The sequence below is a fragment of the Orenia metallireducens genome (genome assembly GCF_003001995.1).
Taxonomy (GTDB): domain Bacteria; phylum Bacillota; class Halanaerobiia; order Halobacteroidales; family Halobacteroidaceae; genus Orenia; species Orenia metallireducens_B.
In genome coordinates this window covers 53,587-79,206 of record NZ_PVNB01000015.1, presented here as the reverse complement: position 1 = coordinate 79,206, position 25,620 = coordinate 53,587, and the positions used below count along the sequence as shown (strand labels likewise).

Sequence of the window (25,620 nt, the reverse complement as noted above, 5' to 3'; positions counted from 1 at the left end):
CAATACATATTTAATAAACCTATGATTTTATAAACTATCGATAGAATAAGAGGGTTAAAAAGTTAGGGGAGGTTTCTTATATTGTTATTGAAAAGATGGAATAATCTAGAATTGCATACTAAGATTTTAATTGGTTTGATCTTAGGAATAATTATCGGGGTGATCTTTGGTGAAAAGACTGTAGTCATTGAACCTATAGGGGAGTTATTTATCAGGTTGATTAGAATGGTTATCATTCCTTTGGTCTTTTCTTCTTTAATTGTGGGGGCAGCTAGTGTAGGAGACCCTAAAAGTTTAGGGAGAATTGGGAGTAAGACCATTGCTTTTTATCTATGTACAACAGCTTTTGCTGTAATTATTGGATTGATCTTAGGAAATGTGATTCAGCCAGGTTTTGGCTTGAAGCTAGATGTAGGTAATGTAGCGATGGAGGCTAAGGATGCACCTCCAGTAAGCCAGACTTTACTTAACATTGTCCCCAAAAATCCTATTGTAGCCTTAGAGCAGGGGAATATGTTGCAGATTATTGTTTTTGCTCTATTTATAGGTCTGACAATCTCTTTGATTGGTGATAAAGGAGAGCCGGTCTTAGCATTTTTTGATTCCTTTGCTGAGATTATGTACAAATTGACTGCTCTAGTAATGGAGTTTGCTCCCTATGGAATCTTGGCATTAATAGCTTCTGTTGTCGGTTCTTTTGGCTTGGCTGTGTTGTTGCCGTTATTAAAAGTAATTATTGCTGTCTATCTTGGTTGCTTGATCCATTGGGTTATTACTTATGGAGGAGCAATCAAACTCTTTACTAAGTTGAGTATCAGAAGATTCTTTAAAGGTATTGCTAGTGCTCAAATCTTTGCCTTTAGTACCTGTAGTAGTTCTGGGACTCTACCTGTTACTACCAAGTGCTGTAGAGATAATCTAGGTGTCTCTGATAAAATCAGTAGTTTCGTCTTACCACTAGGAGCTACTATCAATATGGATGGAACAGCACTTTATCAAGGGGTCTGTGCATTATTTGTAGCACAAGTATATGGGATGGAGCTAAGTCTTGCTCAACAGCTTACTGTAGTATTGACAGCAACCTTAGCTTCAATTGGAACTGCTGGAGTACCATCGGCAGGATTGATTATGTTAACTCTTACTTTAAAGAGTGTGGGTCTACCTTTAGAAGGGGTTGCACTAATTGCAGGAATTGACCGTATTTTGGATATGGCCCGTACTGTTACCAATATAACTGGCGATAGTGCAGCTACTGTAATAGTAGCTTCATCAGAGGGGGAGCTTGATTTAGATCTTGCTAACTCAAAAACTACAAATGCTTAAAGGTAATAGTTTACATGATTATCTTTAAATTAGTTTGAGTCTAAGGATGAGCTTAAGCAATGATAAATTCAGTTATAAAATTAAAAATTCACTCAGTCTTAGATCTAGTCTTGTTGCCGAAAGGCAACTTTTTTTCTTTATAATAGCAATTCTACTAATAATACTCCTCCAATTCCCCCACCTACTACCACTAATAAGTCTACTTCAAGCCATGCCAATATCACAGCGATAACTCCACCTGTAATAGCTGAATTTATACTATCAGTGGAGTAGATAATTCCTGGAAAGATCAAGGCGCTTAAAGCTGCTATGGGGATAAACTCTAAAACTCGTTTAAGAAAAGGTGGTAGTTTGATATCCTGTAAGAAGATCATTGGAAGCATTCTAGGGATATAAGTGACAGCTCCCATTGCTATTAAGAGTAACCAGATATTATTCATCATTACCACCATCCTCTGGAAATAAAATTGCACCAATAATAGAAGCAAGTATTGTTGTAATAATTATCATCCATCCAGTTGATAAAGCTTTAAAGAAAGGCAGATAATATAGGGTAGAACTGATTGTAATAGCTATAAAAGTTACTGTCAATAAGGAATTAGACTTCTTAAGGTTTGGAACTAATAAGCCGATAAACATTACATAAAGGGCAATGCCCATACTGCTTTGGATGATTGTTGGCAATCCTGCTCCTAAGAAGACTCCAATTGCTGTTCCACCAGTCCAAGCCAAATAAGCTATTAGGTTTAATCCCAATATAAAATCACCAGCAAGCTTCTTTTCCTGTAAAGAAGCCATAGCAAAGGTTTCATCAGTTACTCCAAAGGAGAGTAGTAAGAGATATTTTTTTGATAGACACTTCTTTAACTTCTGTGATAGGGCAGCGGTCATTAAAAAGTGTCTTAAATTAATGATAAAGGTTGTCATAATAATTTCAGGATAACCTGTTGCTAAAGATAATAGATTGACAGCAATAAACTGACTTGCTCCTGCAAAGACTATTAAAGACATGGCAATACTGATATGATTAGGAATATTATTGCTTTTGGCAACTAAGCCAAAGGCGATAGCAATAGGGATATAACCGATAGCAATAGGGATTCCAGCTTTAAGTCCTACTAGAAGAGATGAATTCTTTATAACCATATTTTTCTTCAATACGCCAGTATTTTCATTATTATTCATGCCTGTTGACACATCCTTTCTTGATTATATATAGTTAAGTGAGATCTAATGGGTATATTGCAACATTTTAGGTATTAGGTGGATGGGTGGTTTGGTGGCTAGGTTAAACCTAACTACCTAACCTCTAACTACCCAACTACCAAAGAAAAAGTATCGTAACCTCTCTATATAACGTCATAATTAAATTTAATTATAAACTAGTATGTTATATTATCTAATTGTATTTTATATAATACGAAATCTATTGTAATATATTATACTAAAATATGTTATAATATACAAGAAGAAATTATATTATAACAAGGAGGCTAATTAATGGATGATATAAATCTTAGTATCGGAATCAAATTACGACAGCTAAGAAGAAAAAGAAATCTTAGCTTAAGCGATCTGGAAAAGATGACTGGAGTAAGTAAGTCAATGCTTGGTCAAATTGAAAGAAATGAATCCAATCCCACAGTTAATACTATGTGGAAGATTGCTAAAGGACTTGATGTCTCTTTTTCTTATTTTATTGAAGAGGATAGGGAGAAGGTATCCATTATTTCAAGAGAGAATATTAGACCATTAGTAGAGGGGGATGGCAAATATAGAGTTTATCCTTTATTTACTTTTGATCAGGAGAAGAAGTTTGAGATCTATAATATCGAGGTTGAACCCCATTATGGCTATGAGTCTGAAGCACATTCTAGAGGTGTAGAAGAGTATGTTGTTGTATCTAAAGGTGTCTTAGAGATGATAGTAAATGATAATATATATAAGATTAAAGAGGGAGATGCTATATTTTTTGCAGCTGATAGGGTACATACTTATCGCAATAGTAGTGATTTTTTGGTCAAAGCTCAGGTTTTAGTCAATTATCCATTAATCAGTTATTAGATTGATAATTTATGATTTTAGAAGGATTTAGAGTCAATATCTTTACAATATAAATTTTTATATAAAGATTTATATTGACAATTCTACTCATCACCAATACAATATAATATACAAACGTATGATATATTATATTATGGTCTTTAATAAATTTAAGGAGGAGTAGAGTAGTGAGAAGTTTATTTGCTAAGAGAGTTGATGATATTCCTAAGTCTTTTATCAGAGAGATCTTGAAGGTGATAGATGATCCTGAGATTATCTCCTTTGCAGGTGGTTTACCAAATCCAGAGTTTTTTCCAGTAGAAGGGATTAAAGAGGCGGCTAGTAAGGTATTAACAGAGGATGGTACTAATGTTTTACAATATAGTACTACCGAAGGCTATCTTCCTTTAAGGGAGTATATTGCTGATAGATACTTTAAAAGGCAGGGTCTTAAGATCAGTCCTGAGGAGATATTGATTACTAATGGTTCCCAGCAGGGGCTTGATTTAATAGGGAAGACCTTTTTAAATGAAGGTGATGGAGTGATTATCGAGGAGCCAGGATATTTGGGTGCAATTCAGTCTTTTTCATTTTATAGACCTAAGTTTCATTCAATACCATTATTAGATGATGGGATCGATATTGAGTCTTTAAAGGATACTTTGGCAGAAAATGATTGTAAATTATTTTATGGTGTACCAAATTTCCAGAATCCTTCTGGGATAAGCTATAGTGATAAGAAGAGAAGGGAAGTAGCTCAGCTTCTAGAAGAGAGTAATACTGTTTTTGTAGAGGATGACCCTTATGGAGAGTTGAGATTTATCGGAGAGGATATACCCTCAATCAAGAATTACCTTAAAGATAATACTATTCTATTAGGTTCTTTTTCCAAAATAGTTGCTCCAGCCTTTAGATTAGGGTGGATAGTTATGAGCAAGGAGAAGATGGAGAAGGTTATTGTAGCTAAACAAGCTGCTGATTTACATAGTAACTATTTTGCTCAGCGGGTAATCTATCAGTATTTGCTTGATAATGATATTGATCAACATATCAATAAAATTAAAGAGGCCTATGGACGACAAAGAGAGGCAATGGTTAACAGTATTAAAGAGTATTTTCCCCCAGAAGTAAGCTGTACTGAGCCAGAGGGTGGAATGTTCTTATGGATTACCTTACCTAAAGAGTTATCTTCATTAGATGTATTTGAGATGGCAATTAAAGAGCAGGTTGCTTTCGTTCCAGGTAGCCCTTTCTATGTTAATCAAGGAGGCAAGAATACTTTAAGGTTGAATTATTCAAATGTAGCTGAAGATAAGATTGAAAAGGGAATAAAGTCTTTGGCTAAAGTTATTAAAAGAGCATTATAGAGAAAAAACCCCGCAGCTGCGGGGTTTTTTATTAGAATATAAATTCAATATCAGATAATCTCTTCTTAACCTCTGTAAGGACTCGTTTTTCATCCTCTTCATCTTCTGCCACAAAAGTAACAGAGAAACGAACGAAGTTTCCTGCATCGTCCCAAGGTACTGTAGAGATTAGTTTTTCTTTGATTAAGAATTGAGAGAACTCCTCAGCATTAGCAAATTCTGCTCCACTCTTAGTTCCTTTAGGAATCTCTACATATAAGTAGAAAGAACCTTTAGGCTTTACTGCATCAAAACCAACCTCTTTTAAGGCTTCAGCCAATAATTTATAGTGACGAGAGTACTTTTTCAGAAGTTTTTTTGTGATTTTTAGAATTTTTGCTATATAGTTTGTTTTTTAGGCAGGAAAATATAGATTTATCAAGAAATTTAAACAATCGCTATCGGCTAAAAATATTGATGGTATTAGATAATATTAATATAAGTAAAGCTTTTCTTAGTTTTCACTATGCTTGATGTTAACTTATCTCTAGGTAAAGAACAAAACTTTTCCTGATAAATTAACTTATACTAAGTTTTTATTTAAAAGTTTTAATGGAATTTTTATAGTTGTTTTTCATCATTTTATTTGCTATAAAGAAAATTTATTCACTGATTTACTAAGATGAGGATAATTTTATTTTTAAATATTAAAGGGGGAAATAATATGATTAAAAGTAATATTTTTTGTAAAAAGATAATTTTATGTTTAATACTGGTATTACTAACAGGAGTAATTGGGTGTAGTAATGATGATAAAAATTCTAACAAAGTTCCTATAATAAAAGAGATAACAGCTTCAAAAACTGTTTTACAGCCAAAGGAGAATATAAATATATTAGTTGATATTTTTGCTGATAATCAAGAAGCTTTAACATTTACTTGGAGTGCAACTGGTGGCACTATAGAGGGAGCTGGTAATTCGGTTACATATATTGCACCAAGTACAGCAGGTAAGTATACAGTAGAAGTAAATGTTGAAGATGTCAATGGTGGAGTTACTAATTCAAGTATTATTCTTACAGTTTACAATGATGATCAAAATTCTAACGAAGCTCCTATAATAAAAGAGATAACAGCCTCAAAAACAGACTTACAACCAAAGGAAGATATAAATATATCAGTTGATGTTTTTGATGATAATCAAGAAGCTTTAACATTTACTTGGAGTGCAACTGGTGGCACTATAAAGGGAACTGGTAATTCAGTTACATATACTGCACCAATTACAGCAGGTAAGTACATAGCAGAAGTAAGTGTTGAAGATGCTAATGGTGGAATTACTAATTCAAGCATTATTCTTACAGTTTACAGGGAAATAGTTTTTGTATCAGGTACTGAAGGTGATTTGGATATATATAAGATAAATGAAGATAGTACTAATATAGATAACTTGACAAATAATAGTTCACTTGATATAAATCCAGTTTGGTCACCAGATAGAGAAAAGATAGCTTTTTTATCTGATAATAATGGTAATAAGGTTTATAACTTATACATAATGGATGCAGATGGTAGTAATAAAATTCAATTGACAACTAACCATTCAATTTATGCTATCTTCCCAGGAAGTTGGTCTCCAGATGGGGATAAGATAGTTTTTGCATCTAAAAAGGATGGTAATTATGATATATACACGATTAATGTAGATGGGAGTAATGAAATTAAGTTAACTAATGATGTAGATACAGATAATGAATGCCCAGCATGGTCACCAGATGGAGATAAGATAGCTTTTGATTCTGACGGAGATATACATATAATAGATTCAGATGGAGGGAATAGAATCAATTTAACAAATAGTGTAGTATATAAAGAATCTCCAATATGGTCACCAGATGGAAGCAAGATAGCTTTTTTATCTGAGGATAATGATGCAAATTATAATTTGTATATAATGGATGAAAATGGGGGCAATCAAATAAATTTAACCAATGATAAATTATTGAATAATATAAATCCAGTATGGTCACCAGATGGAAGTAAAATAGCATTTTTATCAGGTATTGATGATAATAATTATATATATGATTTATATGTAGTAAATGTAGATGGAGATGATAAAATTAAGTTAACAAATAATTATTTAATGGATATTTGGTCTGTGGTTTCTTGGTCCTCACAGGGAGATAAGATAGTCTTTTCAGCTGATGATGATAGTGATGGTGGTAGTGATTTATATTTAATTAATGCAGATGGCAGTAATAGTATTAAATTAATTAATAATCAAGTATATGATATGATGCCTGCATGGAGACAATAACATAATCTTTATATTCAAATAGTTTGATAAACATGAAAAGAATATTATTGTTCAATAAAATAATTAATAAAAAATAATTTGTCTATGGTTGAACAATAAAATTATCAATTATAAAAATGATGATAATGTTATAATTAAAGTAAAAACCCCGCAGCTGCGGGGTTTTTTATTAGAATATAAATTCAATATCAGATAATCTCTTCTTAACCTCTGTAAGGACTCGTTTTTCATCCTCTTCATCTTCTGCCACAAAAGTAACAGAGAAACGAACGAAGTTTCCTGCATCGTCCCAAGGTACTGTAGAGATTAGTTTTTCTTTGATTAAGAATTGAGAGAACTCCTCAGCATTAGCAAATTCTGCTCCACTCTTAGTTCCTTTAGGAATCTCTACATATAAGTAGAAAGAACCTTTAGGCTTTACTGCATCAAAACCAACCTCTTTTAAAGCTTCAGCCAATAATTCATGGCGACGGGAGTATTTTTCAGAAGTCTTTTCAGTAATCTCTGGATGTCTTAATGCATAAGCTCCTGCCAGTTGGATTGGAATAAACTGTCCAGAGTCGTTATTGTCCTTAACTGTAGCAAAGGCTTTAACTACTTTGGCATTACCTGCTACAAAGGCCATTCTCCAGCCAGTCATATTAAAGGATTTAGATAATGATTGAATCTCAATACCTACCTCTTTAGCGCCAGGAATTGACAAGAAGCTTAAAGGTTTATTATCATCAAATACCAATCCTGCATAAGCAGCATCATGGATTACAATGATATCATTTTCTTTAGCAAATTCAATTACTGATTCAAAGAACTCTTTAGTTGCACTAGCTCCTGTTGGATTATTAGGGTAGTTTAAGTATAATAATTTAGCTCTCTTCTTCTGATCTTCAGTTAAAGTACTTAAATCAGGTAAGAAATTATTCTCTTTAAGTAATGGAAGGTTAACAACTTCTCCACCTAACCATTTGGTATGTGTTCCCATTACAGGATAGCCTGGTACTGTCATAATAGTGATATCACCAGGGTTGATAAAAGCACTTGGTAACATTGCTAGAGCTGGTTTAGAACCAATAGAATGATTGATCTCAGTCTCTGGGTCTAATCCACTTACACCAAACACCTTCTCCATATATTCAGCAGCAGCTTTTTTAAACTCTTCAATACCGTTATCAGAGTAGAAACGATTTTCTGGTTTTTGAGCCTCTGCATATAATGTCTCTACTACTTCTTTATCAGCCATCCAATCTGGCTCACCAACACCCATATCAATTAACTCTATATCAGGATGCGCTGCCTTAGCAGCTCTTTTAGCTCTTTTAATTTTTTCAAATTTGTAAATAGTAGTATCCTTACCGAACTTACTTCCTCCAATTCTCTCAGCAAATAGATTCTGTATGTAGCTTTCTTCTGTCATAATCCGATTCTCCCTTCTCAAATACATGGTTTCATTATAGTATCTATATTTTCTCCAATATTTATTATATAGATTTCTTGCTTGTAAATCAACTGATTATTGAAAATAGTTATTAATTAATAGTCCCTAAGCTGACATTAGTGATTAGAGGTTAGTGTGATTTTTATTTATTATTTTACATATATTAAGTTTAAAGCATACCTTATAATTGGGTTTTATTAAAAAGGGAGGCGAAGAGATGGATATGGATAAGATTATTGAAATCGATATTCTGCTGGAGAAGTATAAAGCTAAATTAGCTGACCCTAGCTTATCAGACTCAGTAAAGAGCGGATATAAGAATATGATTGAAAATTTAAAATTATTCAAAAAAGAGTTTATGGAGAAGTAAAGATTTATAGAAATATCTTGCTTTAATATCTTTGCTTAGTTGCAAATTACTATTAAAGAATTTTGGGAGCTTAAAAAAATAAAGAATAAAATCTTTAAAATTCCTTAAACTAAAGAAAATAATCTTTATTTAAGGAGACAATCAATGGAAGGTATTATATTTATCATTGTTGCAGCTGTATCAGGTTTAGCTATGGCAATACAGGGATCATTAAATTCTGTACTTGGTAAAGTGGTAGGGCAGTTAGAGGCTACCTTTGTAGTTCATATTATAGCTACAGTGTTGGTAGCTTTACTTTTGTTTGCTCTATCTTTAGGCAAAGGTGATTGGTCCCAATTAGCAGAAGCACCTTGGTATACTTATTTAGGAGGACTACTTAATGTTATTATTCTTTATGGGGTAATCTATAGTATACCTCATCTTGGAGTAGCCAATGCTACTACTGCTATAGTAGCTGGACAGGTTCTAACCGCAGTTTTAGTAGATCATTTTGGGCTTTTTGGTTTAGAGAAGATAGAGTTTCATTGGATACAACTAGTGGGACTCTTATTATTAGCAGTTGGAGTCAAATTATTATATGTGAAGTAAGTTTAGCTGTAGACCTTCTTGACAGATTAGCAGAAAATATATATAATATAGCCAGACCCCTTGGGGAGGGGTAAAAAAATAATAGTGAGGTGATTTTAGTGGGACAACATACAGTTGAAGTAAATAAAGATAACTTTGAAGAAGAGGTATTGAACTCTGATATGCCAGTAGTAGTTGATTTTTGGGCACCTTGGTGTGGACCTTGTCAAGCAATTGCTCCAGTTTTAGAAGAGTTAGGTGCAGAGTATACTGGTAAGGTTAAGGTTGCTAAAGTCAATGTTGATGATAACCAAGAGTTAGCTACTGAATATCAAGTAGCAAGTATTCCAAATCTAGTATTCTTTAAAGGTGGAGAAGCAGTTGATAGACAGATTGGGTTCTCTTCTAAAGGTGATTTGGAGAATAAGATAAATAGTTTATAATAAAAGGTGGTTAACCACCTTTTATTATATTTACACTCTTTTTAGGGGTGGTGTAATGGCAAAGATTGAAAATCAACTACAAAAAGAGCTAATAACCCGTTTGAGAACAGTCAAAGGGCATATTGGTGGTATAGAGCGGATGATTGAAGAGGGGAAGGATTGTGCAGATATCTTAATACAGATTTCCGCAATCAAATCTTCTATCAATAAGATTGGATTGTCCTTGATTGAAAGTAATCTATGTGATTGTATCTCTGATTCCTTGGATAGTCAAGATGAACTCAAAGATTCAGTTAGAGATGCTTTGAATAAGGTCTTAAAATTTACTAAATAAAAAAATTTACTGCTTAAGCAGTAAATTTTTTTATTTATAGACTATACAAATAAGTTATCTCTACTATTAATTAAAGATACTTATTAAGTTATTAAAATTAAAGTTTACATATCCACGTTCATAAGCAATAATTAGAGTCACTGCTGTAAAGATGACTAAGAAGATAAGATGCTCTCCCCAGCTTCCAGTAGTAATATTTGTATGAAATTTAAATCTCCTATCATTAGGATAAAAGAGGGGGATACCATGAACATTGAGCATATCTGCTAAGATATGGCTGATATAACCTATTAATAGTCCATACCAGATTAATTCACTAATCCAATTTAAGTCGATCAACTCTTTAGTTAAGAACCCAAATAATATAAAGCCTAATAAGCTATGGGTAAAGCCACGATGCTTAATTCCAAACCACTTCAAAGGCTTACTAATAAACCATAAAGCCTTCCCTGCTTTACTACTAGCATGATCTATATCAGGCAATAATGAACCGATAATTGCTGCGGTATAGAACTTCCATAAGTCTCCATTAAAGATTGACCCTTCAATTAAATAAGATAAATCTATAACATTAAATATTGCTAATATCTTGATGATAACTACTGCAAAAACAAAACCAAATAGTGAATGGGTATGATAAGTCATCTGCTTCCTACCTTTCTGTGTTTATTTTAGTTGCTCTATTTATTATATATTTTTTGTTCTATATTATCAATAGATGTAGAAAAAAGAAACTTTAGCATAAGTAGTGATGAAATAAATTGATGATAGGAAAATAAATTTATTGATTCTAGAATTAAGAGTGAGAGAATATAAAGATATTAAGATACTTTAGAAATCAGTGACGAGTAACGGGTAACGAGTAAGAAGCTTTTCTCACAACTTGTTACTGTCTTAATATTCCACATAACCTCTTACCATTTAAAATTAAAATAATATAAACTCACAAGAAACATCTTCCTTCATAAAAAAATAATTTAAACTACAAAAATTAATATCATTCTCTTAATATGGAAAATCATTGACTTTAAGGAAAACTTATGTTAGTATATTGACTACTAGGTCAAACTGACCAGTCAGGTGATATATATTTTTGAAGAGGAGGAGGATGCATGGAAGAAAAATCGAAGAAGGAACGGTTAATTCAGGCGGCGATTAAATTATTTGCCCAGCAGGGATATCATAATACAACTGTTGCTGAGATAGCTGATGAAGCGGGAGTAGCCAAGGGGACAGTTTATTGGTATTTCAGCAGTAAAGAAGAGTTATTTTGGGGGATTATCGTTTCAGGGGCTGAATTAGTTAATAATAAGTTAGCTAAGGAGGCTGAGCAGAATAACAAAACTGCTGTAGAAAAAATAGAAGCAATAATTAGATTACATATTAGTTATTTCAAGAAAGGTAAAAATATTGTTAAAATGACCCAAGAGTGTTCCGCTAGTCCAGGTGAAAACTTTTATAAGGAAATACAGCAATTACGGAAAGTAGCAATTAATAGTGTAGCTAAAATAATTAAAGAAGGACAAGAGAATGGTGAACTTGTTGCAGATATTCAAGCAAAAGAGTTGGCTAATTTCATCTTAGGAGCTATTGGAGGAGCTTATAATCCTAGTATTTATGAGTTAGAGGATGTAGAAGAGACAACAGATTTAATTTTAAAGATTATATTTAAGGGAATTAAAGTTTAAGAGATTAAGGAGGATTATTTATGAAAAGAAAAGAGGCTTATATCTTAGTAATTGTTCTATTATTTGCTTTTAATGCAATTGCTTCTGCACATTATATTTATGTTGTTGATAAAGAGGAAGCAATTGAAATTGCTTTAGAGCAGAATTCAGAATTGAATAAATTAAGAAAAGAGATTGAAGGTGCAGAAGCCCAGTTAAGAGAGGCAGAAGGAGCCTTTTATCCTACTGTGGATTTGGGAAGTGGATATACTAGATTTGGTGAAGAACAAAATGGAGCTAATGATAACTATAGTGTCAGCTTAGATCTAAATCAGCCAATCTATCAAGCTGGACAATTAAGATCAGCTTATGCAATCGCTAAAAATACTTTAGAGATCAGTAAATTAGAGTTAGAACAGCAGAAAGAAGAGCTTATTTATCAGGTATTAGAAGAGTATTATAATATTTTAAAGGCTAAAGAGATCCTTAAGGTACGAGAGCAGCAGGTAGAGCAGAATAAGGAGTATGTGGAAGTAGCTGAAGTCAATAAAGAGGTAGGAATAAATACTAAAAGTGATGTATTACAGGCAAGAGTCAGCTATAATCAGGCGCAGCAGGATTTATTGGTTGCCAAAAACAATTTTGAGACTGCTAAGCTAGCCTTGAAGAATACCTTAAATATGGAAGATAATGTTGAATTGGAGATTAGTGATACTTTAGATTGGCAAGAAGCAGAGTTTAAGCTAGAAGAGGCTTATGAGTATGCTTTACATAATAAAACTGCTTTTAAATTACTAGATTTGCAAGAAGAGAATGCCAAGTTAAATTTAAAGAGAGAGAAGAACAGTAATCTCTATCCTGAGGTCAGTTTAAATGCGGGGTATGAAGCCAGTGATGATAAATTGAGAGTAAGTGATGGTGAGTGGAGGGCTACTTTAAATCTCAGTTATAATCTATTTAATGGTGGCCGTGATAAAGAACAAGAAACACAATTAAATAAGGTGTTAGAGAAGGTTCAGATCGACCAAAAGCAGACTAAAAAAGATCTTAGGTTATCGCTTAAAAGTACATTATTAAATTTAAGAGCAGCTAAAGATATGATTAAATTAAATGAGTTGAATTTAAAGCAGGCTCAAGAGGATTTAGAGAATAATGAGTTAATGTTTAGGGAAGGAATTATTAGCAGTTTGGATTTACTAGATGTTCAAACTACTTATCAACAGGTTAGAACTCAATATTATCAAGCTATTTATGATTATAATTTAGCAGTGGCTGAATTGAATAAGGTAATTGGAAAGAATTTAGCAGAAGTAAAATAAATCTAAGGAGGAAGTACCATGCTAAGAGATTATAAGAGGATAATTATGGTTTTATTAATATTAGGAGTAACAGTTACTGCTCTAACAGGTTGTGGATCAAAGCAAGCCAAAGAGGCAAGCACCCAAGAGAAGCCCCAAGAAGTAACTGGAATCCCAGTAGAGGCCATAACAGCAAAAACTGGTGAGATAACCAATTATATTACAGTTACAGGAACAGCTAAAGCAGTCAAGTCAGCTGATTTAACCCCTCAATTGCAGAAGAAGGTAATAGAGGTATTAGTTGATGAAGGTGATAGAGTTGAAGCAGGAGATAAGTTAATTCAGTTAGATCAAGCAGATATCAAAGCACAAGTAGCTGAAGCCCAAACAGGATTGAAGGCAGCCCAAGCTGCTTTAGAAGAGCTTTTAGCTGGAAGTAGACAAGAAGAGATCGATAAGTTAACTGCCCAAGTAGAGCAAGCTAAGGCTAGCTATGAACAGAAAGAAAGAGATTATAAACGTTATCAAAGATTATTTGATAAAGAGGCTGTCTCTAAGCAGCAATTAGAGAGTGTTAGAACAGAGTATATCAGTGCTAAAAATAATTATAAGGCCTTACAGGAGTCTTTAAAGATGTCACAAGCAGGACCAACTCAAGAGGCGATTAATACCCAAAAATCTAATGTAGCTCAAGCAGAAGCTAAATTAGATACTGCTAAGTTAAATTTAGCTAAGACTGAAATTACTGCTCCCTTTGCTGGGGTAATAGCAGAGGTTAATATTGAAGTAGGGGAGATGGCTGGAACACAACCAGTAATTTCGATTATAAATCTTAGTTCAATCAAGATTAAAACCTATGTTAGTGAGAAGAATATTAATAACTTGGAATTAAATCAGCCAGTAGAGGTAGATTTTAATGCCTTAGATCATAAATTGGAAGGTAAGATTGCTAATATTAGTCCAGCATTAAATCAAGAGAAGTTAGGCTTTCCAGTTGAAATCAACGTTGATAATAGTAGTAACTTAATTAAAGCAGGAATGTATGCTGAAGTTAAGATTGAAATAGATTACAGTGCAGGAAAGGTAGTTATTCCCAAACAAGCACTAATTCAAGAAGATGGTAATTCCTATATCTACATAGTTGAAAATAATAAGGCAGTTAAAAAGAAAGTAAGTACTGGCTTAACTACTACAGAAGATGTAGAGGTTCTATCAGGAATTGAAGCAGGAGATAGAGTAATTACTGTTGGTTCAGAACAATTAACAGCAGGATATGAAGTGCGAATTGTAGGAGGAGGTGGGCAATAATGAAGCTTTCTGATTTTTCGATAGATCGCCCAATAGCAATTACCATGTTTGTACTCCTAGTCGTATTGATTGGTGGAGTATCCTTTACTAGATTAGGGGTTGATCTATTACCAGATTTGGATCTGCCTTATGTTGTTGTTCAAACACAATATAATGGTGCCAGTCCAGAAGAGGTAGAGGATTCCTTAACTGACCCTTTAGAAGAGACTGTAGCTACAGTAGAAGGATTGGATAAGATTCACTCTACAAGTAAAGAGGGTGTTTCTACAATCATTTTGGAGTTTGACTGGGGTGCAGATATAGATAATGCTAAAAATGATGTTAGAGATAAGGTTGATATGGTTAAGGATGCTCTGCCAGATGGGGCTGATGAACCGATTATTATGCAGTTTGACCCAGCCAATGAACCAATTGTTAGAATAGCTATGTCTGGAAGTAACTTAACCTATTTAAAGCAGCTAGCAGAGGATAAATTTGAAACACAACTAGAAAAGATATCTGGTGTTGCAGCTGTAGATATTGTTGGTGGTTTAGACCGAGAGATTCAAATTAAAGTCAACCAAGAGAAGTTAAATGGTTATGGATTGACTTTAGATGATATATCATCTAGTATTAAAAGCTCTAATTTAAATATGAGTGTTGGTGAAGTAGATGATGGTACTAAAAAGCTCTCATTAAAAGGAGAAGGAGAGTTTCAAAGTGTAGATGAGATTAGAGCTATTCAACTAATCTCTTCTAGTGGTCAGAAGATAAATTTATCTGATATTGCCGTAGTTGAAGATACTCATGCTGAAATAAAGCAGTATAGTTATTTAAAGGGTAAGCGGAGTATTACTCTAGGAGTAAAGAAACAAAATGATGCTAATACTGTAGAGGTAGCTGATGAAGTTAATAAGCAGATAGAGAAGCTAAAGCAAGAGGTTCCTGAAAATATCGAAGTCAAGGTCATTTCAGATACCTCTGAATTTATTAAAGACTCTATTGCCAGTGTGCAGCAGAACTTCTTTATGGGTGGAATTTTAGCAGTTATCATCCTATTTCTCTTCTTGAGAAATATCAGAACAACAGTAATTATTTCAACTGCAATTCCAACCTCAGTAATTGCTACTTTAGCAATGATGTACTTTGGAGGTTTGACCTTAAACAACTTGACCTTAGGTGGATTGAGTTTAGGTATTGGGATGCTCTTAGATAACTCGGTAGTAGTATTGGAGAATATTTACCGCCATCATCATGAAGGGTTAGGTAGGGTTCAAGCAGCTAAAGAAGGAACCGCAGAAGTAGGTATAGCTATCTTTGCTTCTACAATGACTACAGTAATTGTATTCTTGCCAATGCTCTTTGTAGAAGGGATTGCAGGAGTAATCTTTACTCCAATGTCAAAGACTATCGCCTTTTCACTACTGGCTTCTTTAGTAATTGCGCTAACCTTTATTCCAATGCTATCCTCTAAGCTATTGCGAGTGGAGGTAGACGAGTCGAAGAATAAAAGGGGAGTCATTACAAAGGCATATCAAAAACTTTTAAAAGTATCTTTAAAATGGCGTTATGCTATTGCTCTATCGTTAATAGTTATTCTAGTCCTGTTTGCTTTTGGACTTAAGAGTAAATTGATTCCTCTACAGGTTGAGTTTATGCCTCAATCTGATCGAGGAACAGTAAACCTTTACTTTGAGTTAGCTCAAGGAACTAAGCTAGAGAATACTAATGAGTTTATCAAAGAGATGAAGCATAAGATTGATGATATTCCAGAGATAGAGAGTTTTTCTAGTGAAGTGGGCTCTAATAGCAATAGCTATGAAGGTGAAATAGAGGTAGATTTAGTAGATTTAGAAGATAGAGAACGTAGTGTTACTGAAATTGCTGAGGTAATTAGAACTAGATTAAAGGATGTAGCAGGAGCCAAGATCAATGTTGTACCACAGACTTCAATGATGGGGCGTCAAGGTAAGGGTGGTAGTGCAATCAATGTTAATGTTCAAGGACCTGATTTAGATACTCTATTAGCTTTAGCTAAGCGAATAGAAGGAGAGATTGAAGCTACAGAAGGAACTAGAAACATTGCGATTACACCTAAGGCTAGTAAACCAGAATTGGAGATTATCCCTAAAGAGAACTTAGCTAAAGAACTAGGGATTACCAAGCAACAATTATTTAATACCTTAGATACTGCAATTGATGGTGCAGAAGTAAGTAAATATAAAGAGAATGGAAAAGAGTATGATATTCGCTTGAAGCTATTTGATGACGAGACCAATTCAGTTAATAAACTATTGAATATCAAAATTAACTCTCCACAAGGTGGATTAGTACCATTATCACAGATAGCTAAGATAAGATATGCAACAGGTCCAAATGCAATTGAAAGAGAAGAGCAAGAACGTAAGTTTACTATCTCTACAGATACACATAACCGTAGTTTAGGTGCTGTATTAGGAGATATTCAAGGAAGATTAGCTAAGTTAGACCTTCCAGCAGGATATAGTATCAATTATCAAGGTGATGCTGGTGATATGGCAGAGTCCTTCCAAGAGTTAGGAAAGGCGATGATTCTAGCGATTATCTTAGTTTATATGGTAATGGCTGCTCAGTTTGAATCTTTAGTCCATCCCTTTATAATCATGTTTACAGTACCAGTCTCTTTGGTAGGAGCAATTTCTGCTTTAGCAATTACAGGTGTCCCTTTGAGTATCAATGGTTTTATTGGGATAATTATGCTAGCGGGAATTGTTGTTAATAATGGTATCGTGCTGGTAGATTATATCAACACACGGCGTGAATATGAAGATCGAGAACAGGCTATTTTAAATGCTGGACCGATCAGATTAAGACCAGTTATGATGACATCGCTTACAACTATCTTAGCGATGATACCTTTAGCCTTAGGAATTGGAGCAGGAGCTGAGATGCAACAATCGATGGCAATTGTAGTAATTGGTGGATTATCCCTTGCTACAGTCTTGACCTTGGTAATTGTTCCAGTTATCTATGATATTATGGAAGACCTTTCTCAACTTGTAATGAACTTTTTAAGAAAGATCCTTCATGGTGATGAAGAGACAGAGATAAAAGCATAATTTAAGGTAAAATAAAAGTGCTACTTAGCTAAGAAGCTAAGTAGCACTTTTATTTTTTGATAGATAGTTAATTGTTGGTGGGGCGATTAATGAGTATATTACGACACGTTCGCTTTTTAAAAGCGAACAAAATTATTAAAATATTTTTCGGGAAAGCTTATCAGCTTTTCTCCCGAGTGACTTTTAGCATTGCCCTAAAAGTAACCAAAATGTCTAGAAGAAAATTGTAACTCACTACGCAATTAATATCTATTGAAGTGATGAAATTTAAAAATTCTACTTCAAAGATTATATTGTTATTATTTTTTCTTTAGAATGCTTGCTTCGTTCAAACAAAAATTTTCTTCAGTTTTAAAGACCTTAACTTTAAACTGTTAACTGTACACTATCAACTGAAGTAAAAGTGTCGCATTATCTCTATATTACATCAATTACTCTTCTAGCATAAAATTATTATAATATGAGCTAAATCCTATCTAGAGTGTTATTAGGAAATTATTTCATTGCAAGATTAAGGTGGCTCTAGCATAGAAATAGGGTGAAGGTCGATATATAAATAAATGATTAAGCTTAAGGACTAAGGTCATAGTTATAGTTTATAAGTAGAGTAAGTACTAGCCGATTTAATTGATGAAAGAGAGTTATAAAGTATAATTATATAAGTATGACTTGAATAATTTAGTTTAAAAGTCTTTTGTATATAAAAGTAGCTAAGGATCATTATTTATCAAAAAATAAGTAGTTATTAATCTGTTCATGGTTAGGAGGGATTTATTGATCTGTCGGGATTGCATCTATTTTATATATAATAGATTCTATTGCAACCGCTTAAAATATCATGTCTATTTAACTGACAGGTGTTGTTATTTTAAGAAAAGAGTAGAGGAATCTATTACTGAAGATTAATGCTAGAGACATCTCTAGCATTAATCTTATTTATACCTACCAAACTTATACTCAGGTGGTAATTATCAAATCTTTTGATAAGAGAGAGGAATTATTTATTGCTTATAGAATCTATATTTTAGTAAAGGAAGTTAAGATTAAGCTAATAATGAGAAGAGATTCATTGAGTACTTTATTTGCTATCTATTAGTTAATATATATAGAAAGAGGTGTAGCTGTGAAGAGAATAATGGTTTTATTAACTCTATTTTTAGTAGTTATCAGTAACAGTATCTATGCTGACAATAGTAGTGGTCTAATAGAAGAGTTAGATCAGCTTAGTGAGACTTTATTTAAAGATATTGAGCCTGTAGAGGGATATGTAGTAGATATCAAAGGAAAGCAAATCTACATTAATTTGGACAATAAAGATAACTTATTTATTGGTCAGAGGTTTAAGGTAATTAGAGAAGATGAGCTTTTAAAGGATCCAATTACTCAAATGATATTAGGTAGGCTTGAAAGAGAGATAGGAGAACTAGAGGTTAGTCAAGTTAAAGAAGGGTTTTCTATAACGAAGCTAAGTCGAGCTGATTCTAAAGTTAAGATTGAAAGAGGAGATAAGATAGTCCCAAAGGAGAGTTATAAGCAGGTTGGAGTACTTTCCTTTAATGATAGTAAGGAGTTTAGTCTATTAACAGAACGAATAAAGAGTTATTTCAATGACTATCTAGATCATGATAATAGATTTAAAGTGATTGATAGTAAAAGGATCGATCAAGTTCTAGAAAGAATGGGGATAAAGGAGAATCTTAGTCAAGAACAGATTGCTTTTTTGATAAGAGAGCTAAAACTTGATCTTTTATTGTTGGTAGATATTTCAGAGGGTAAGAATAGTATCTTTGTTTATAGTAAATTATATTCACAAAAGAATAAAAATACCAGTTCAGAAGAGGTCATTACTCTATCTAAAGATGATAAATTCTTGCAATACTATAAAAGCAAAGAGAGTACAGAAGAGTTTACCTTACTTTATAAAAGTGATCTCCTTGATATTATAAGTGAGAGTATTGGAGTTGGTGATATTGATGGTAATAAGGATATCGAGATTATATTAAATAATAAAGACTCAATACAGACCTTTAATTATAAAGATAAGGAATTGATTGAAGGTGAGCTAATAGATACTTATCAGCTAACAGAGTATGATGATTATGAACTAGTGGTCGGTGATAATGACCAAGATGGATTCGCTGAAATCTTTGCTGAGAACTTCAATTATTCATTTAAATTTAACTGGACTGAAAAAGGTTATGAAGCTAAGGCTCTTGAGAATTTGTATCGGAATCGCCCCAAAACTTTAGCCAAGCTAAATGGGAAAGATTATCTAATTACTAGGGATTATCGTAATCGCTTGAGATTTAATCTTTGGGAGGATGCTTCCTCTTCTTATAAGACTGACTTTGAGTTAGAAATCAAAGCTAATGAGGGGTATCGTTTGGCTTTTGAGGATATGGATGATGATAGAGAGGTTGAGATGATAGTTTCAGCTTATGATGGTAAAGGGAACAATAGGATGAAGGTCTATGATTTAGATGGTAACTTTGAGTATACTTTCCCAGATAAATATGGTGCTAGTATTGGAATTTTCAAAGATAAAAAAGAACTAATCTTTCATACAACCATTGAGGAAGAGAGTCGATTAGTATCCTTTCTGTGGGATGGAGAGGAATATAGCTCTAAATGGAAGAGTGAGAGTTTTGTAGGGGAGATTAGGGATTTAGCAGTAGCTGATATTAACGGTGATGATCAAGAGGAGTTATTAGTCTTAGCAAGTGAAGAGAAACAGAGTAGAATCTATATTTATCAGAGAAATTTAGAATAATGGCTTGTCAAGGGCAGCTTAACGAGATAAAATGATAATTGTCTGATTGAAAATTAAACTTTGAATTTGATCTCTAGGTTTAATTTTAATAGATAGGTTTATTATGACACCTTAGTTATTAGATGGTTAGGTCTAACTTAGCTGCCTAACTCCTATACTATCCAACTACTAAGATATATAATTATAATTTATATGATAATCTCAATAAGAATATAATGTATTAGAGATGGTATTTTCTTGAGATTTTTGAGGGGGGTTGTTTATGAAGAGAGCACATATTATTGGGATTGGTGGAATTGCGATGTCGGCTATTGCCCAATGCCTGATTCAATTAGGTTATCAAGTAACAGGATCTGATCTGCACCATAATGATTTAGTAGAAGAATTAAGAAATCAAGGGGTAGAAATCACAATTGGACATCAAGCAGAGAATATATCTCAAGAGATAGAGAAGGTAATCTGCTCTGATGCTATTCCTGAATCTAATGTTGAGATGATAAAGGCGAAGGAGTATGGTTTAGATTTATTAGGTCGATCTGATGCCCTTGCTTGGATTACCAAGGAGAAGAGGGTGATTTCAGCTTCTGGAACCCATGGTAAGACGACTACTTCTTCAATGATTGCTTATCTATTAGAAGAGGGAAGGCTAGAGCCAAGCTTTATCATTGGAGGGATTTTAAATAACTTTGCTAGTAACTTTAGAGCCAATCAAGGAAGGTATTTTGTACTTGAGGGTGATGAATATAACAAATCTTTTTTAAAGTATCCTTCTGATATCGGAGTTATTACTAATATTGAGTTTGATCATCCAGATATCTATGCAGATATGGCAGAGGTATTAGATACTTATCACCAATATGTAGATGGGTTAACAGAGTGTCTGGTAACCAATCAACAGGTGATTAATCAACTTGCCTTGGATATGGAAGAGATGGATATTGAATTAATTACAGTAGGAATTGATGATAATCAGGCTGATTTTAACGCTATCAAGATCAGAGAAGAGGAGTTATGCTCTTATTTTAGTGTTGAGTATCAAGATAAGGAGATTGGTGAGTTTAAGATCAATGCATTAGGTAGTTATAATGTTAAGCATGCTTTAGAAGCAATGGCAGTAGCTAGATACTGTGGTTTATCCTTTGAAGTAATAAAGAAAGGTTTGGAGCTATGGCAAGGAGTAAAACGGCGTTTTGAAATTCTAAGTGATAGGGAAAATAAAATTGTTATCAGTGATTATGCTCATCATCCAAGTGAGCTAGAAGCGGTAGCTGGGACTTTAGAGAGGATCAAAACTGATAAGAAGAAGGTCTTAATCTTTCAACCCCATCAGTATATTAGAACTAAGAGCCTATTTGAAGATTATAAGGGGATTTTAGATAAAGAGATAGACGAAAAGGTAATATTAAAGATTTATAAGGTTAGAGAGACGGTAGAGAATTATGATTTAGAGCAGTTAGGCAGTACTTTAACCCAGACGATCAGTGATGGTGATACTACTTACTATAATTGCTTTGAAGATTTAGAGGTCTGGCTAGATCAATACCAACAGAATAATCAAGGAATCTATCTATTCTTAGGTGCGGGAGATATAGATTCTTTTGCTCGAGAGTGGGCTTTGAGAGATTAAAACCGATTAGGTTTTAATCTCTTCTTTTTTATTGGTATTTCAGAAAAGGATTTGATATGAAAATATAGGAAAATTTATTTGTGAGTGGAATATTCCTTCCTTAAATCTTATAAACATTATAAGAGTGTAAATTTATTGAGGGGGGTGAAGGAATTGCCCGCTTAGCAGGGTGATTCTACTGATGGAAGCTATAATTATAACTCTTGTTGTATTGGGTGGAATACTTTTAGCAGCGGTTTGGTGGAGAAAGAAGGAGTATGATAAAGAGGCTAAGATTATTCCAATGCCCAAGGATAAGAAAGAAGAGCTAAAGAGAGAGTTTATGGTGGATGCTGCTGATTATGAAGAAGAGGAGATATTAGAAGAGATTGAGTTAAATGACAATCTTGAAAATAAGCAAGAAGTAGAGGAAGATGAAGAAGTAGAGGAAGATGAAGAAGTAGAGGAAGATGAAGAAGTAGAGGAAGATGAAGAAGTAGAGGAAGATGAAGAAGTAGAGGAAGATAAAGAAGTAGAGGAAGATAAAGAAGTAGAGGAAGATGAAGAAGTAGAGGAAGATAAAGAAGTAGAGGAAGATGAAGAAGTAGAGGAAGATAAAGAAGTAGAGGAAGATGGAGAAGTAGAGGAAGTTGAAGAAGTAGAGGAAGTTGAAGAAGTAGAGGAAGATGAAGAAGTAGAGGAAGATAAAGAAGTAGAGGAAGATGAAGAAGTAGAGGAAGATGAAGAAGTAGAGGAAGATGAAGAAGTAGAGGAAGATGGAGAAGTAGAGGAAGTTGAAGATAAAAGTAAATAAAATATCGATACTAGACTATGATCTCCTGTATAAAGGAGGTCATTTTGTCTTTTTAAAAGGGCTTATTCGGTTAGAAGTAAATACTTTGTAAAAATAATCCTGAATATAGATTTTTGATACATCTAATCTAAATTTAATAAATAACTTGTTATTTTTAGCAGGAGATTGTAAGAATAAGTAGAATCTACATAATAAATCACATCAATTTATATAGAAGATAGGGGGCAATTTATGGGGAAAATAATGTCACTAAGGAAGAAGCTAATTTTAATCTTATTAGCTATTATGTTGATAGTATCAGTTAGTGTATTGATTACTGTAAGAATTGTTATTACTAAAAATGCTAAGGAGTCTGTATTAGAGAAGGTAAAGACTGATTTGGCAACAGGTTATAGTATTATCGATCAAAAATATCCTGGAGATTGGAGATTAGAAGGTGAGCAGCTTTATAAAGGTCAGACTTTAATCAATGGCAATTATCAAATAGCTGATTATATTGGAAGCCTTACCAAAGATACGGTGACCATCTTTGCTTACGATACTAGAGTAGCTACCAATGTCAAAAAGGATGGTAAAAGAGCAGTAGGAACTGTTGTATCTGATATCGTCAAACAGAGGGTTTTAAAAGAGGGAGAAGATTTTTATGGTGAGGCCAATGTAGTAGGTCACTTATATCAGACAGGATATACTCCAATTAGGAATAAGCAAGGAGAGATAATAGGTATTTGGTATGTGGGGGCTTCTAAAGAATTTGTTGATAAGATGGTTGCTGAATCATTTTATAATGTCGGTGCTATAATTGTTGTCTTAACTCTTATTATCTCTATACTCTTATATTTTCTTTCTATTAAAGTCTCAAAACCGATCTTGAAAGCAGCAGAGTTTGCTAATCAGATTGCTCAAGGGGAGTTGAATTTAGAGTCTTTAGAGTATAATGCTAAGGATGAATTAGGTCAGTTAATTACTTCTCTTAATCAGATGAAGGACAGCTTAAGAGAGATTATTATCAATTTATTAGACAGTGTAGAGAGAATCTCAGGTCATGGGCAAGAGCTATCAGCATCAGCCCAAGAGGGAAATGCTGTAATAGAGACTACCAACCAATTAATTGAAACTATGTCAGCAGGTATTGAGGAGATTTCAAGCAGTAGTGAAGAGGTAAGCAGTTTTGCTTTAGAATCGAGCTCTAAAACTACTACTGGTAGAGAGAATATAGAGAAGACTCTGCTTAGTATGGAAGGGATAAAGAGCTCAGTAGTAGATACAGTTAAAGCTATCAATGACCTTAATTATACATCAAAGGAGATTGGGCAGATAGTAAAATTGATAACCAGCATATCTGAGCAGACTAATTTATTGGCTTTAAATGCATCAATTGAAGCAGCTAGAGCAGGTGAGCATGGACATGGCTTTGCTGTGGTAGCTGAAGAGATTAGGGGATTGGCTGATGAGACTGGCAAGGCTACTGAGAGGATAGCAAATTTGGTAAAAGAGACTCAAAAAAGATCAAAGGTAGGTTTAGAGGCTATAGAGTTGGTTGAGAAGAAGGTTGAAGATGGACAGAGTATAGCCACTGAGACTGGTGATATATTTGCGGAGATTGAAAGGTCAAGTAGAGAAATTAGTGCCCAAATTGAGCAGTCATCGGTACTATCTCATAAATTAGCCTCAGATAGTACTAAGATTTCAACAGCTACCCAAGAGGTTAATAGTATGTCAGAAGAGATTACTTACTCCTCCCAGGAATTGGCCCAATTGGCAGAGGAGCTAAGGGATTTGGTTCAAAAATTCAATGTTTAAGATAAAAAAGGTTATCAGCAATTGCTGATAACCTTTTTTATAACTCTATATAATTCCTATTAATCTACAGATAAATATGATAAAATACTAAATAATATTAAAATGGTTAATAATTTAAAAAGAGGTGATTATAGATGAATTTATCGATAATAGTAGCTATGGATAAGAATAATTTAATAGGAAATAATAATAAAATGCCTTGGCATTTGCCTTCTGATTTAAACTACTTTAAACTAAAAACCTTAAATCATCCAGTAGTAATGGGAAGAAAGACCTTCGAATCTATTGGTAGACCCCTTCCAGATAGGAGAAATATCATTTTAACAAGAAATAAAACTTATGCTCAACAAGGCTGTGAGGTAATTCATTCTAAAGAGGAGCTTTTAAATCAATTTAAAGATAGCAGTGAAGAGGTCTTTATCTGTGGAGGGGCAGAGATATATAAGCAATTTTTACCATACTCAAATAAGTTATATATAACAAGGATAGAGGAGGAGTTTGAAGGTGATACTTACTTTCCCTCGATAAATTTAGAACTTTGGGAGAAGGTTTCAAGTCAGCAAGGAGTTAAGGATAAGCAAAACCCCTATGATTATAGTTTCAATCTCTATAAGAGAAAAAGAAAGTTAGGTTAATGATAATTATTAGAAATACTTATAGCTAATGTGATTAAAATCATATAAAGCTTAGTCAAGCTTCTTTATAATATAATTGTAAGTAAGGAAAACTAAGTAATTGAGAAATTAAAATAAATCAGGGGGTTTTAGTTATGAAAATTGAAAAGAGTGATATTATTTCAGAGGTATTAAGAAAGTATCCAGAGACTGCAGAAGTCTTTATGAGCTTTGGAATGCACTGTTTAGGATGTCCAACAGCTACAGGGGAAGCAATTGAACAAGCTGTAATGGTACATGGAATTGACCTTGATGAGATGATGAAAGCTTTAAATGAAAGGGTAAATTAGACTATAACTTTTTACTTTGGTGGTTAGGAGTTAGGTGGTAGTAAACTCTAACCCCTAACAACCTAGTACCTATAACCTAAAAGTATCGTAATATACCCATTAATTTAGACTTGGATATATAAATAAGGAGGCGATGAG

Annotated in this window: 22 protein-coding genes and 1 pseudogene; 18 read left to right on the top strand and 5 right to left on the bottom strand. The window is 33.5% G+C overall.

The features are described 5' to 3' along the window. The first annotated feature begins 78 nt into the window (after positions 1-78). A complete protein-coding gene (locus tag BX659_RS11165; protein ID WP_097018368.1) occupies positions 79-1,323 on the top strand; it encodes a dicarboxylate/amino acid:cation symporter in 1,245 nt (414 codons plus the stop codon). Positions 1,324-1,460: 137 nt separating this feature from the next. Here BX659_RS11165 and BX659_RS11160 read toward each other — a convergent pair whose 3' ends face one another. Both BX659_RS11160 and BX659_RS11155 read right to left on the bottom strand, forming a co-directional pair. Then, on the bottom strand, positions 1,461-1,763 hold the full coding sequence (locus BX659_RS11160) for an AzlD domain-containing protein (RefSeq protein ID WP_097018387.1): 303 nt from the start codon (positions 1,761-1,763) through the stop codon (positions 1,461-1,463). Continuing rightward, complete coding sequence (locus tag BX659_RS11155) at positions 1,756-2,508, bottom strand: AzlC family ABC transporter permease (protein WP_097018367.1); 753 nt, start codon at positions 2,506-2,508, stop codon at positions 1,756-1,758. Before BX659_RS11155 ends, BX659_RS11160 begins: the two co-directional genes overlap by 8 nt. A 315-nt stretch (positions 2,509-2,823) precedes the next feature. On the opposite strand from BX659_RS11155, the gene BX659_RS11150 reads away from it, so the two are divergent. Both BX659_RS11150 and BX659_RS11145 read left to right on the top strand, forming a co-directional pair. Continuing rightward, a complete protein-coding gene (locus BX659_RS11150; protein WP_097018366.1) occupies positions 2,824-3,387 on the top strand; it encodes a helix-turn-helix domain-containing protein in 564 nt (187 codons plus the stop codon). A 167-nt stretch (positions 3,388-3,554) separates the two neighbouring features. Continuing rightward, entirely contained in the window at positions 3,555-4,733 is a 1,179-nt protein-coding gene (locus tag BX659_RS11145) for an aminotransferase-like domain-containing protein (protein ID WP_097018365.1), read from the top strand. A gap of 31 nt (positions 4,734-4,764) precedes the next feature. Here the strand turns inward: BX659_RS11145 and BX659_RS11140 are convergent. Further along, positions 4,765-5,100, bottom strand: a pseudogene (locus BX659_RS11140) (aminotransferase class I/II-fold pyridoxal phosphate-dependent enzyme); the annotation flags it as partial. Between the two features lie 336 nt (positions 5,101-5,436). Between BX659_RS11140 and BX659_RS11135 the strand changes: the two are divergent. Further along, positions 5,437-7,032 (top strand): TolB family protein, encoded by a 1,596-nt coding sequence (locus BX659_RS11135; RefSeq protein ID WP_172431921.1) that lies wholly within the window; start codon positions 5,437-5,439, stop codon positions 7,030-7,032. A gap of 169 nt (positions 7,033-7,201) precedes the next feature. Here BX659_RS11135 and BX659_RS11130 read toward each other — a convergent pair whose 3' ends face one another. Next, a complete protein-coding gene (locus BX659_RS11130) occupies positions 7,202-8,443 on the bottom strand; it encodes an LL-diaminopimelate aminotransferase (protein ID WP_097018363.1) in 1,242 nt (413 codons plus the stop codon). 238 nt (positions 8,444-8,681) lie between these two features. On the opposite strand from BX659_RS11130, the gene BX659_RS19035 reads away from it, so the two are divergent. From BX659_RS19035 to BX659_RS11115, 4 genes are all read left to right on the top strand, one after another. After that, positions 8,682-8,834, top strand: a complete 153-nt coding sequence (locus BX659_RS19035; RefSeq protein WP_172431920.1) for a hypothetical protein — start codon at positions 8,682-8,684, stop codon at positions 8,832-8,834. A 144-nt stretch (positions 8,835-8,978) separates the two neighbouring features. After that, a complete protein-coding gene (locus BX659_RS11125) occupies positions 8,979-9,422 on the top strand; it encodes a DMT family transporter (RefSeq protein ID WP_097018362.1) in 444 nt (147 codons plus the stop codon). A gap of 98 nt (positions 9,423-9,520) precedes the next feature. Further along, positions 9,521-9,844: a thioredoxin gene (gene trxA, locus BX659_RS11120; RefSeq protein ID WP_097018361.1), complete on the top strand. Its 324-nt coding sequence runs from the start codon at positions 9,521-9,523 to the stop codon at positions 9,842-9,844. A gap of 55 nt (positions 9,845-9,899) precedes the next feature. Further along, positions 9,900-10,178: a metal-sensitive transcriptional regulator gene (locus BX659_RS11115; protein ID WP_097018360.1), complete on the top strand. Its 279-nt coding sequence runs from the start codon at positions 9,900-9,902 to the stop codon at positions 10,176-10,178. A 66-nt stretch (positions 10,179-10,244) separates the two neighbouring features. Here the strand turns inward: BX659_RS11115 and BX659_RS11110 are convergent, their stop codons facing one another. Continuing rightward, positions 10,245-10,823, bottom strand: coding sequence for a metal-dependent hydrolase (locus tag BX659_RS11110; RefSeq protein WP_097018359.1), 579 nt, complete (start codon positions 10,821-10,823; stop codon positions 10,245-10,247). 467 nt (positions 10,824-11,290) lie between these two features. Between BX659_RS11110 and BX659_RS11105 the strand changes: the two genes are divergently transcribed. The 10 genes from BX659_RS11105 (at position 11,291) to BX659_RS11060 (ending at position 25,482) form a co-directional block, all read left to right on the top strand. After that, positions 11,291-11,866: a TetR/AcrR family transcriptional regulator gene (locus BX659_RS11105; RefSeq protein WP_097018358.1), complete on the top strand. Its 576-nt coding sequence runs from the start codon at positions 11,291-11,293 to the stop codon at positions 11,864-11,866. A gap of 20 nt (positions 11,867-11,886) precedes the next feature. Continuing rightward, on the top strand, positions 11,887-13,164 hold the full coding sequence (locus tag BX659_RS11100) for a TolC family protein (protein ID WP_097018357.1): 1,278 nt from the start codon (positions 11,887-11,889) through the stop codon (positions 13,162-13,164). 18 nt (positions 13,165-13,182) lie between these two features. Beyond that, positions 13,183-14,451: an efflux RND transporter periplasmic adaptor subunit gene (locus BX659_RS11095; RefSeq protein ID WP_097018356.1), complete on the top strand. Its 1,269-nt coding sequence runs from the start codon at positions 13,183-13,185 to the stop codon at positions 14,449-14,451. Continuing rightward, positions 14,451-17,528: an efflux RND transporter permease subunit gene (locus BX659_RS11090; protein WP_097018355.1), complete on the top strand. Its 3,078-nt coding sequence runs from the start codon at positions 14,451-14,453 to the stop codon at positions 17,526-17,528. The genes BX659_RS11095 and BX659_RS11090 overlap by 1 nt, the downstream gene beginning before the upstream one ends. A gap of 1,123 nt (positions 17,529-18,651) precedes the next feature. Next, positions 18,652-20,298 carry a hypothetical protein gene (locus BX659_RS11085; RefSeq protein WP_097018354.1) on the top strand — a complete coding sequence of 549 codons (1,647 nt, stop codon included), beginning with the start codon at positions 18,652-18,654 and terminating at the stop codon, positions 20,296-20,298. Positions 20,299-20,560: 262 nt separating this feature from the next. Beyond that, positions 20,561-21,925 (top strand): UDP-N-acetylmuramate--L-alanine ligase, encoded by a 1,365-nt coding sequence (murC, locus tag BX659_RS11080; protein ID WP_097018353.1) that lies wholly within the window; start codon positions 20,561-20,563, stop codon positions 21,923-21,925. 181 nt (positions 21,926-22,106) lie between these two features. After that, positions 22,107-22,718: a hypothetical protein gene (locus BX659_RS19030; RefSeq protein ID WP_172431919.1), complete on the top strand. Its 612-nt coding sequence runs from the start codon at positions 22,107-22,109 to the stop codon at positions 22,716-22,718. Positions 22,719-22,949: 231 nt separating this feature from the next. Further along, on the top strand, positions 22,950-24,518 hold the full coding sequence (locus tag BX659_RS11070; RefSeq protein ID WP_097018352.1) for a methyl-accepting chemotaxis protein: 1,569 nt from the start codon (positions 22,950-22,952) through the stop codon (positions 24,516-24,518). 134 nt (positions 24,519-24,652) lie between these two features. Beyond that, positions 24,653-25,153, top strand: coding sequence for a dihydrofolate reductase (locus tag BX659_RS11065; RefSeq protein ID WP_097018351.1), 501 nt, complete (start codon positions 24,653-24,655; stop codon positions 25,151-25,153). A gap of 134 nt (positions 25,154-25,287) precedes the next feature. Beyond that, positions 25,288-25,482: a DUF1858 domain-containing protein gene (locus BX659_RS11060; protein ID WP_097018350.1), complete on the top strand. Its 195-nt coding sequence runs from the start codon at positions 25,288-25,290 to the stop codon at positions 25,480-25,482. Positions 25,483-25,620 lie beyond the last annotated feature (138 nt).

Excerpts from the sequence above, each read along its gene's own strand:
- BX659_RS11125 (WP_097018362.1), top strand. The coding sequence starts at position 8,979 with ATGGAAGGTATTATATTTATCATTGTTGCAGCTGTATCAGGTTTAGCT.
- BX659_RS11130 (WP_097018363.1), bottom strand. The coding sequence starts at position 8,443 with ATGACAGAAGAAAGCTACATACAGAATCTATTTGCTGAGAGAATTGGA.
- BX659_RS11105 (WP_097018358.1), top strand. The coding sequence starts at position 11,291 with ATGGAAGAAAAATCGAAGAAGGAACGGTTAATTCAGGCGGCGATTAAA.
- BX659_RS11135 (WP_172431921.1), top strand. The coding sequence starts at position 5,437 with ATGATTAAAAGTAATATTTTTTGTAAAAAGATAATTTTATGTTTAATA.
- BX659_RS11115 (WP_097018360.1), top strand. The coding sequence starts at position 9,900 with ATGGCAAAGATTGAAAATCAACTACAAAAAGAGCTAATAACCCGTTTG.
- BX659_RS11070 (WP_097018352.1), top strand. The coding sequence starts at position 22,950 with ATGGGGAAAATAATGTCACTAAGGAAGAAGCTAATTTTAATCTTATTA.
- BX659_RS11060 (WP_097018350.1), top strand. The coding sequence starts at position 25,288 with ATGAAAATTGAAAAGAGTGATATTATTTCAGAGGTATTAAGAAAGTAT.
- murC (WP_097018353.1), top strand. The coding sequence starts at position 20,561 with ATGAAGAGAGCACATATTATTGGGATTGGTGGAATTGCGATGTCGGCT.
- BX659_RS11090 (WP_097018355.1), top strand. The coding sequence starts at position 14,451 with ATGAAGCTTTCTGATTTTTCGATAGATCGCCCAATAGCAATTACCATG.
- BX659_RS11065 (WP_097018351.1), top strand. The coding sequence starts at position 24,653 with ATGAATTTATCGATAATAGTAGCTATGGATAAGAATAATTTAATAGGA.
- BX659_RS19035 (WP_172431920.1), top strand. The coding sequence starts at position 8,682 with ATGGATATGGATAAGATTATTGAAATCGATATTCTGCTGGAGAAGTAT.
- BX659_RS11155 (WP_097018367.1), bottom strand. The coding sequence starts at position 2,508 with ATGAATAATAATGAAAATACTGGCGTATTGAAGAAAAATATGGTTATA.
- BX659_RS11160 (WP_097018387.1), bottom strand. The coding sequence starts at position 1,763 with ATGAATAATATCTGGTTACTCTTAATAGCAATGGGAGCTGTCACTTAT.
- BX659_RS11100 (WP_097018357.1), top strand. The coding sequence starts at position 11,887 with ATGAAAAGAAAAGAGGCTTATATCTTAGTAATTGTTCTATTATTTGCT.
- BX659_RS19030 (WP_172431919.1), top strand. The coding sequence starts at position 22,107 with ATGGAAGCTATAATTATAACTCTTGTTGTATTGGGTGGAATACTTTTA.
- BX659_RS11095 (WP_097018356.1), top strand. The coding sequence starts at position 13,183 with ATGCTAAGAGATTATAAGAGGATAATTATGGTTTTATTAATATTAGGA.
- BX659_RS11150 (WP_097018366.1), top strand. The coding sequence starts at position 2,824 with ATGGATGATATAAATCTTAGTATCGGAATCAAATTACGACAGCTAAGA.
- BX659_RS11110 (WP_097018359.1), bottom strand. The coding sequence starts at position 10,823 with ATGACTTATCATACCCATTCACTATTTGGTTTTGTTTTTGCAGTAGTT.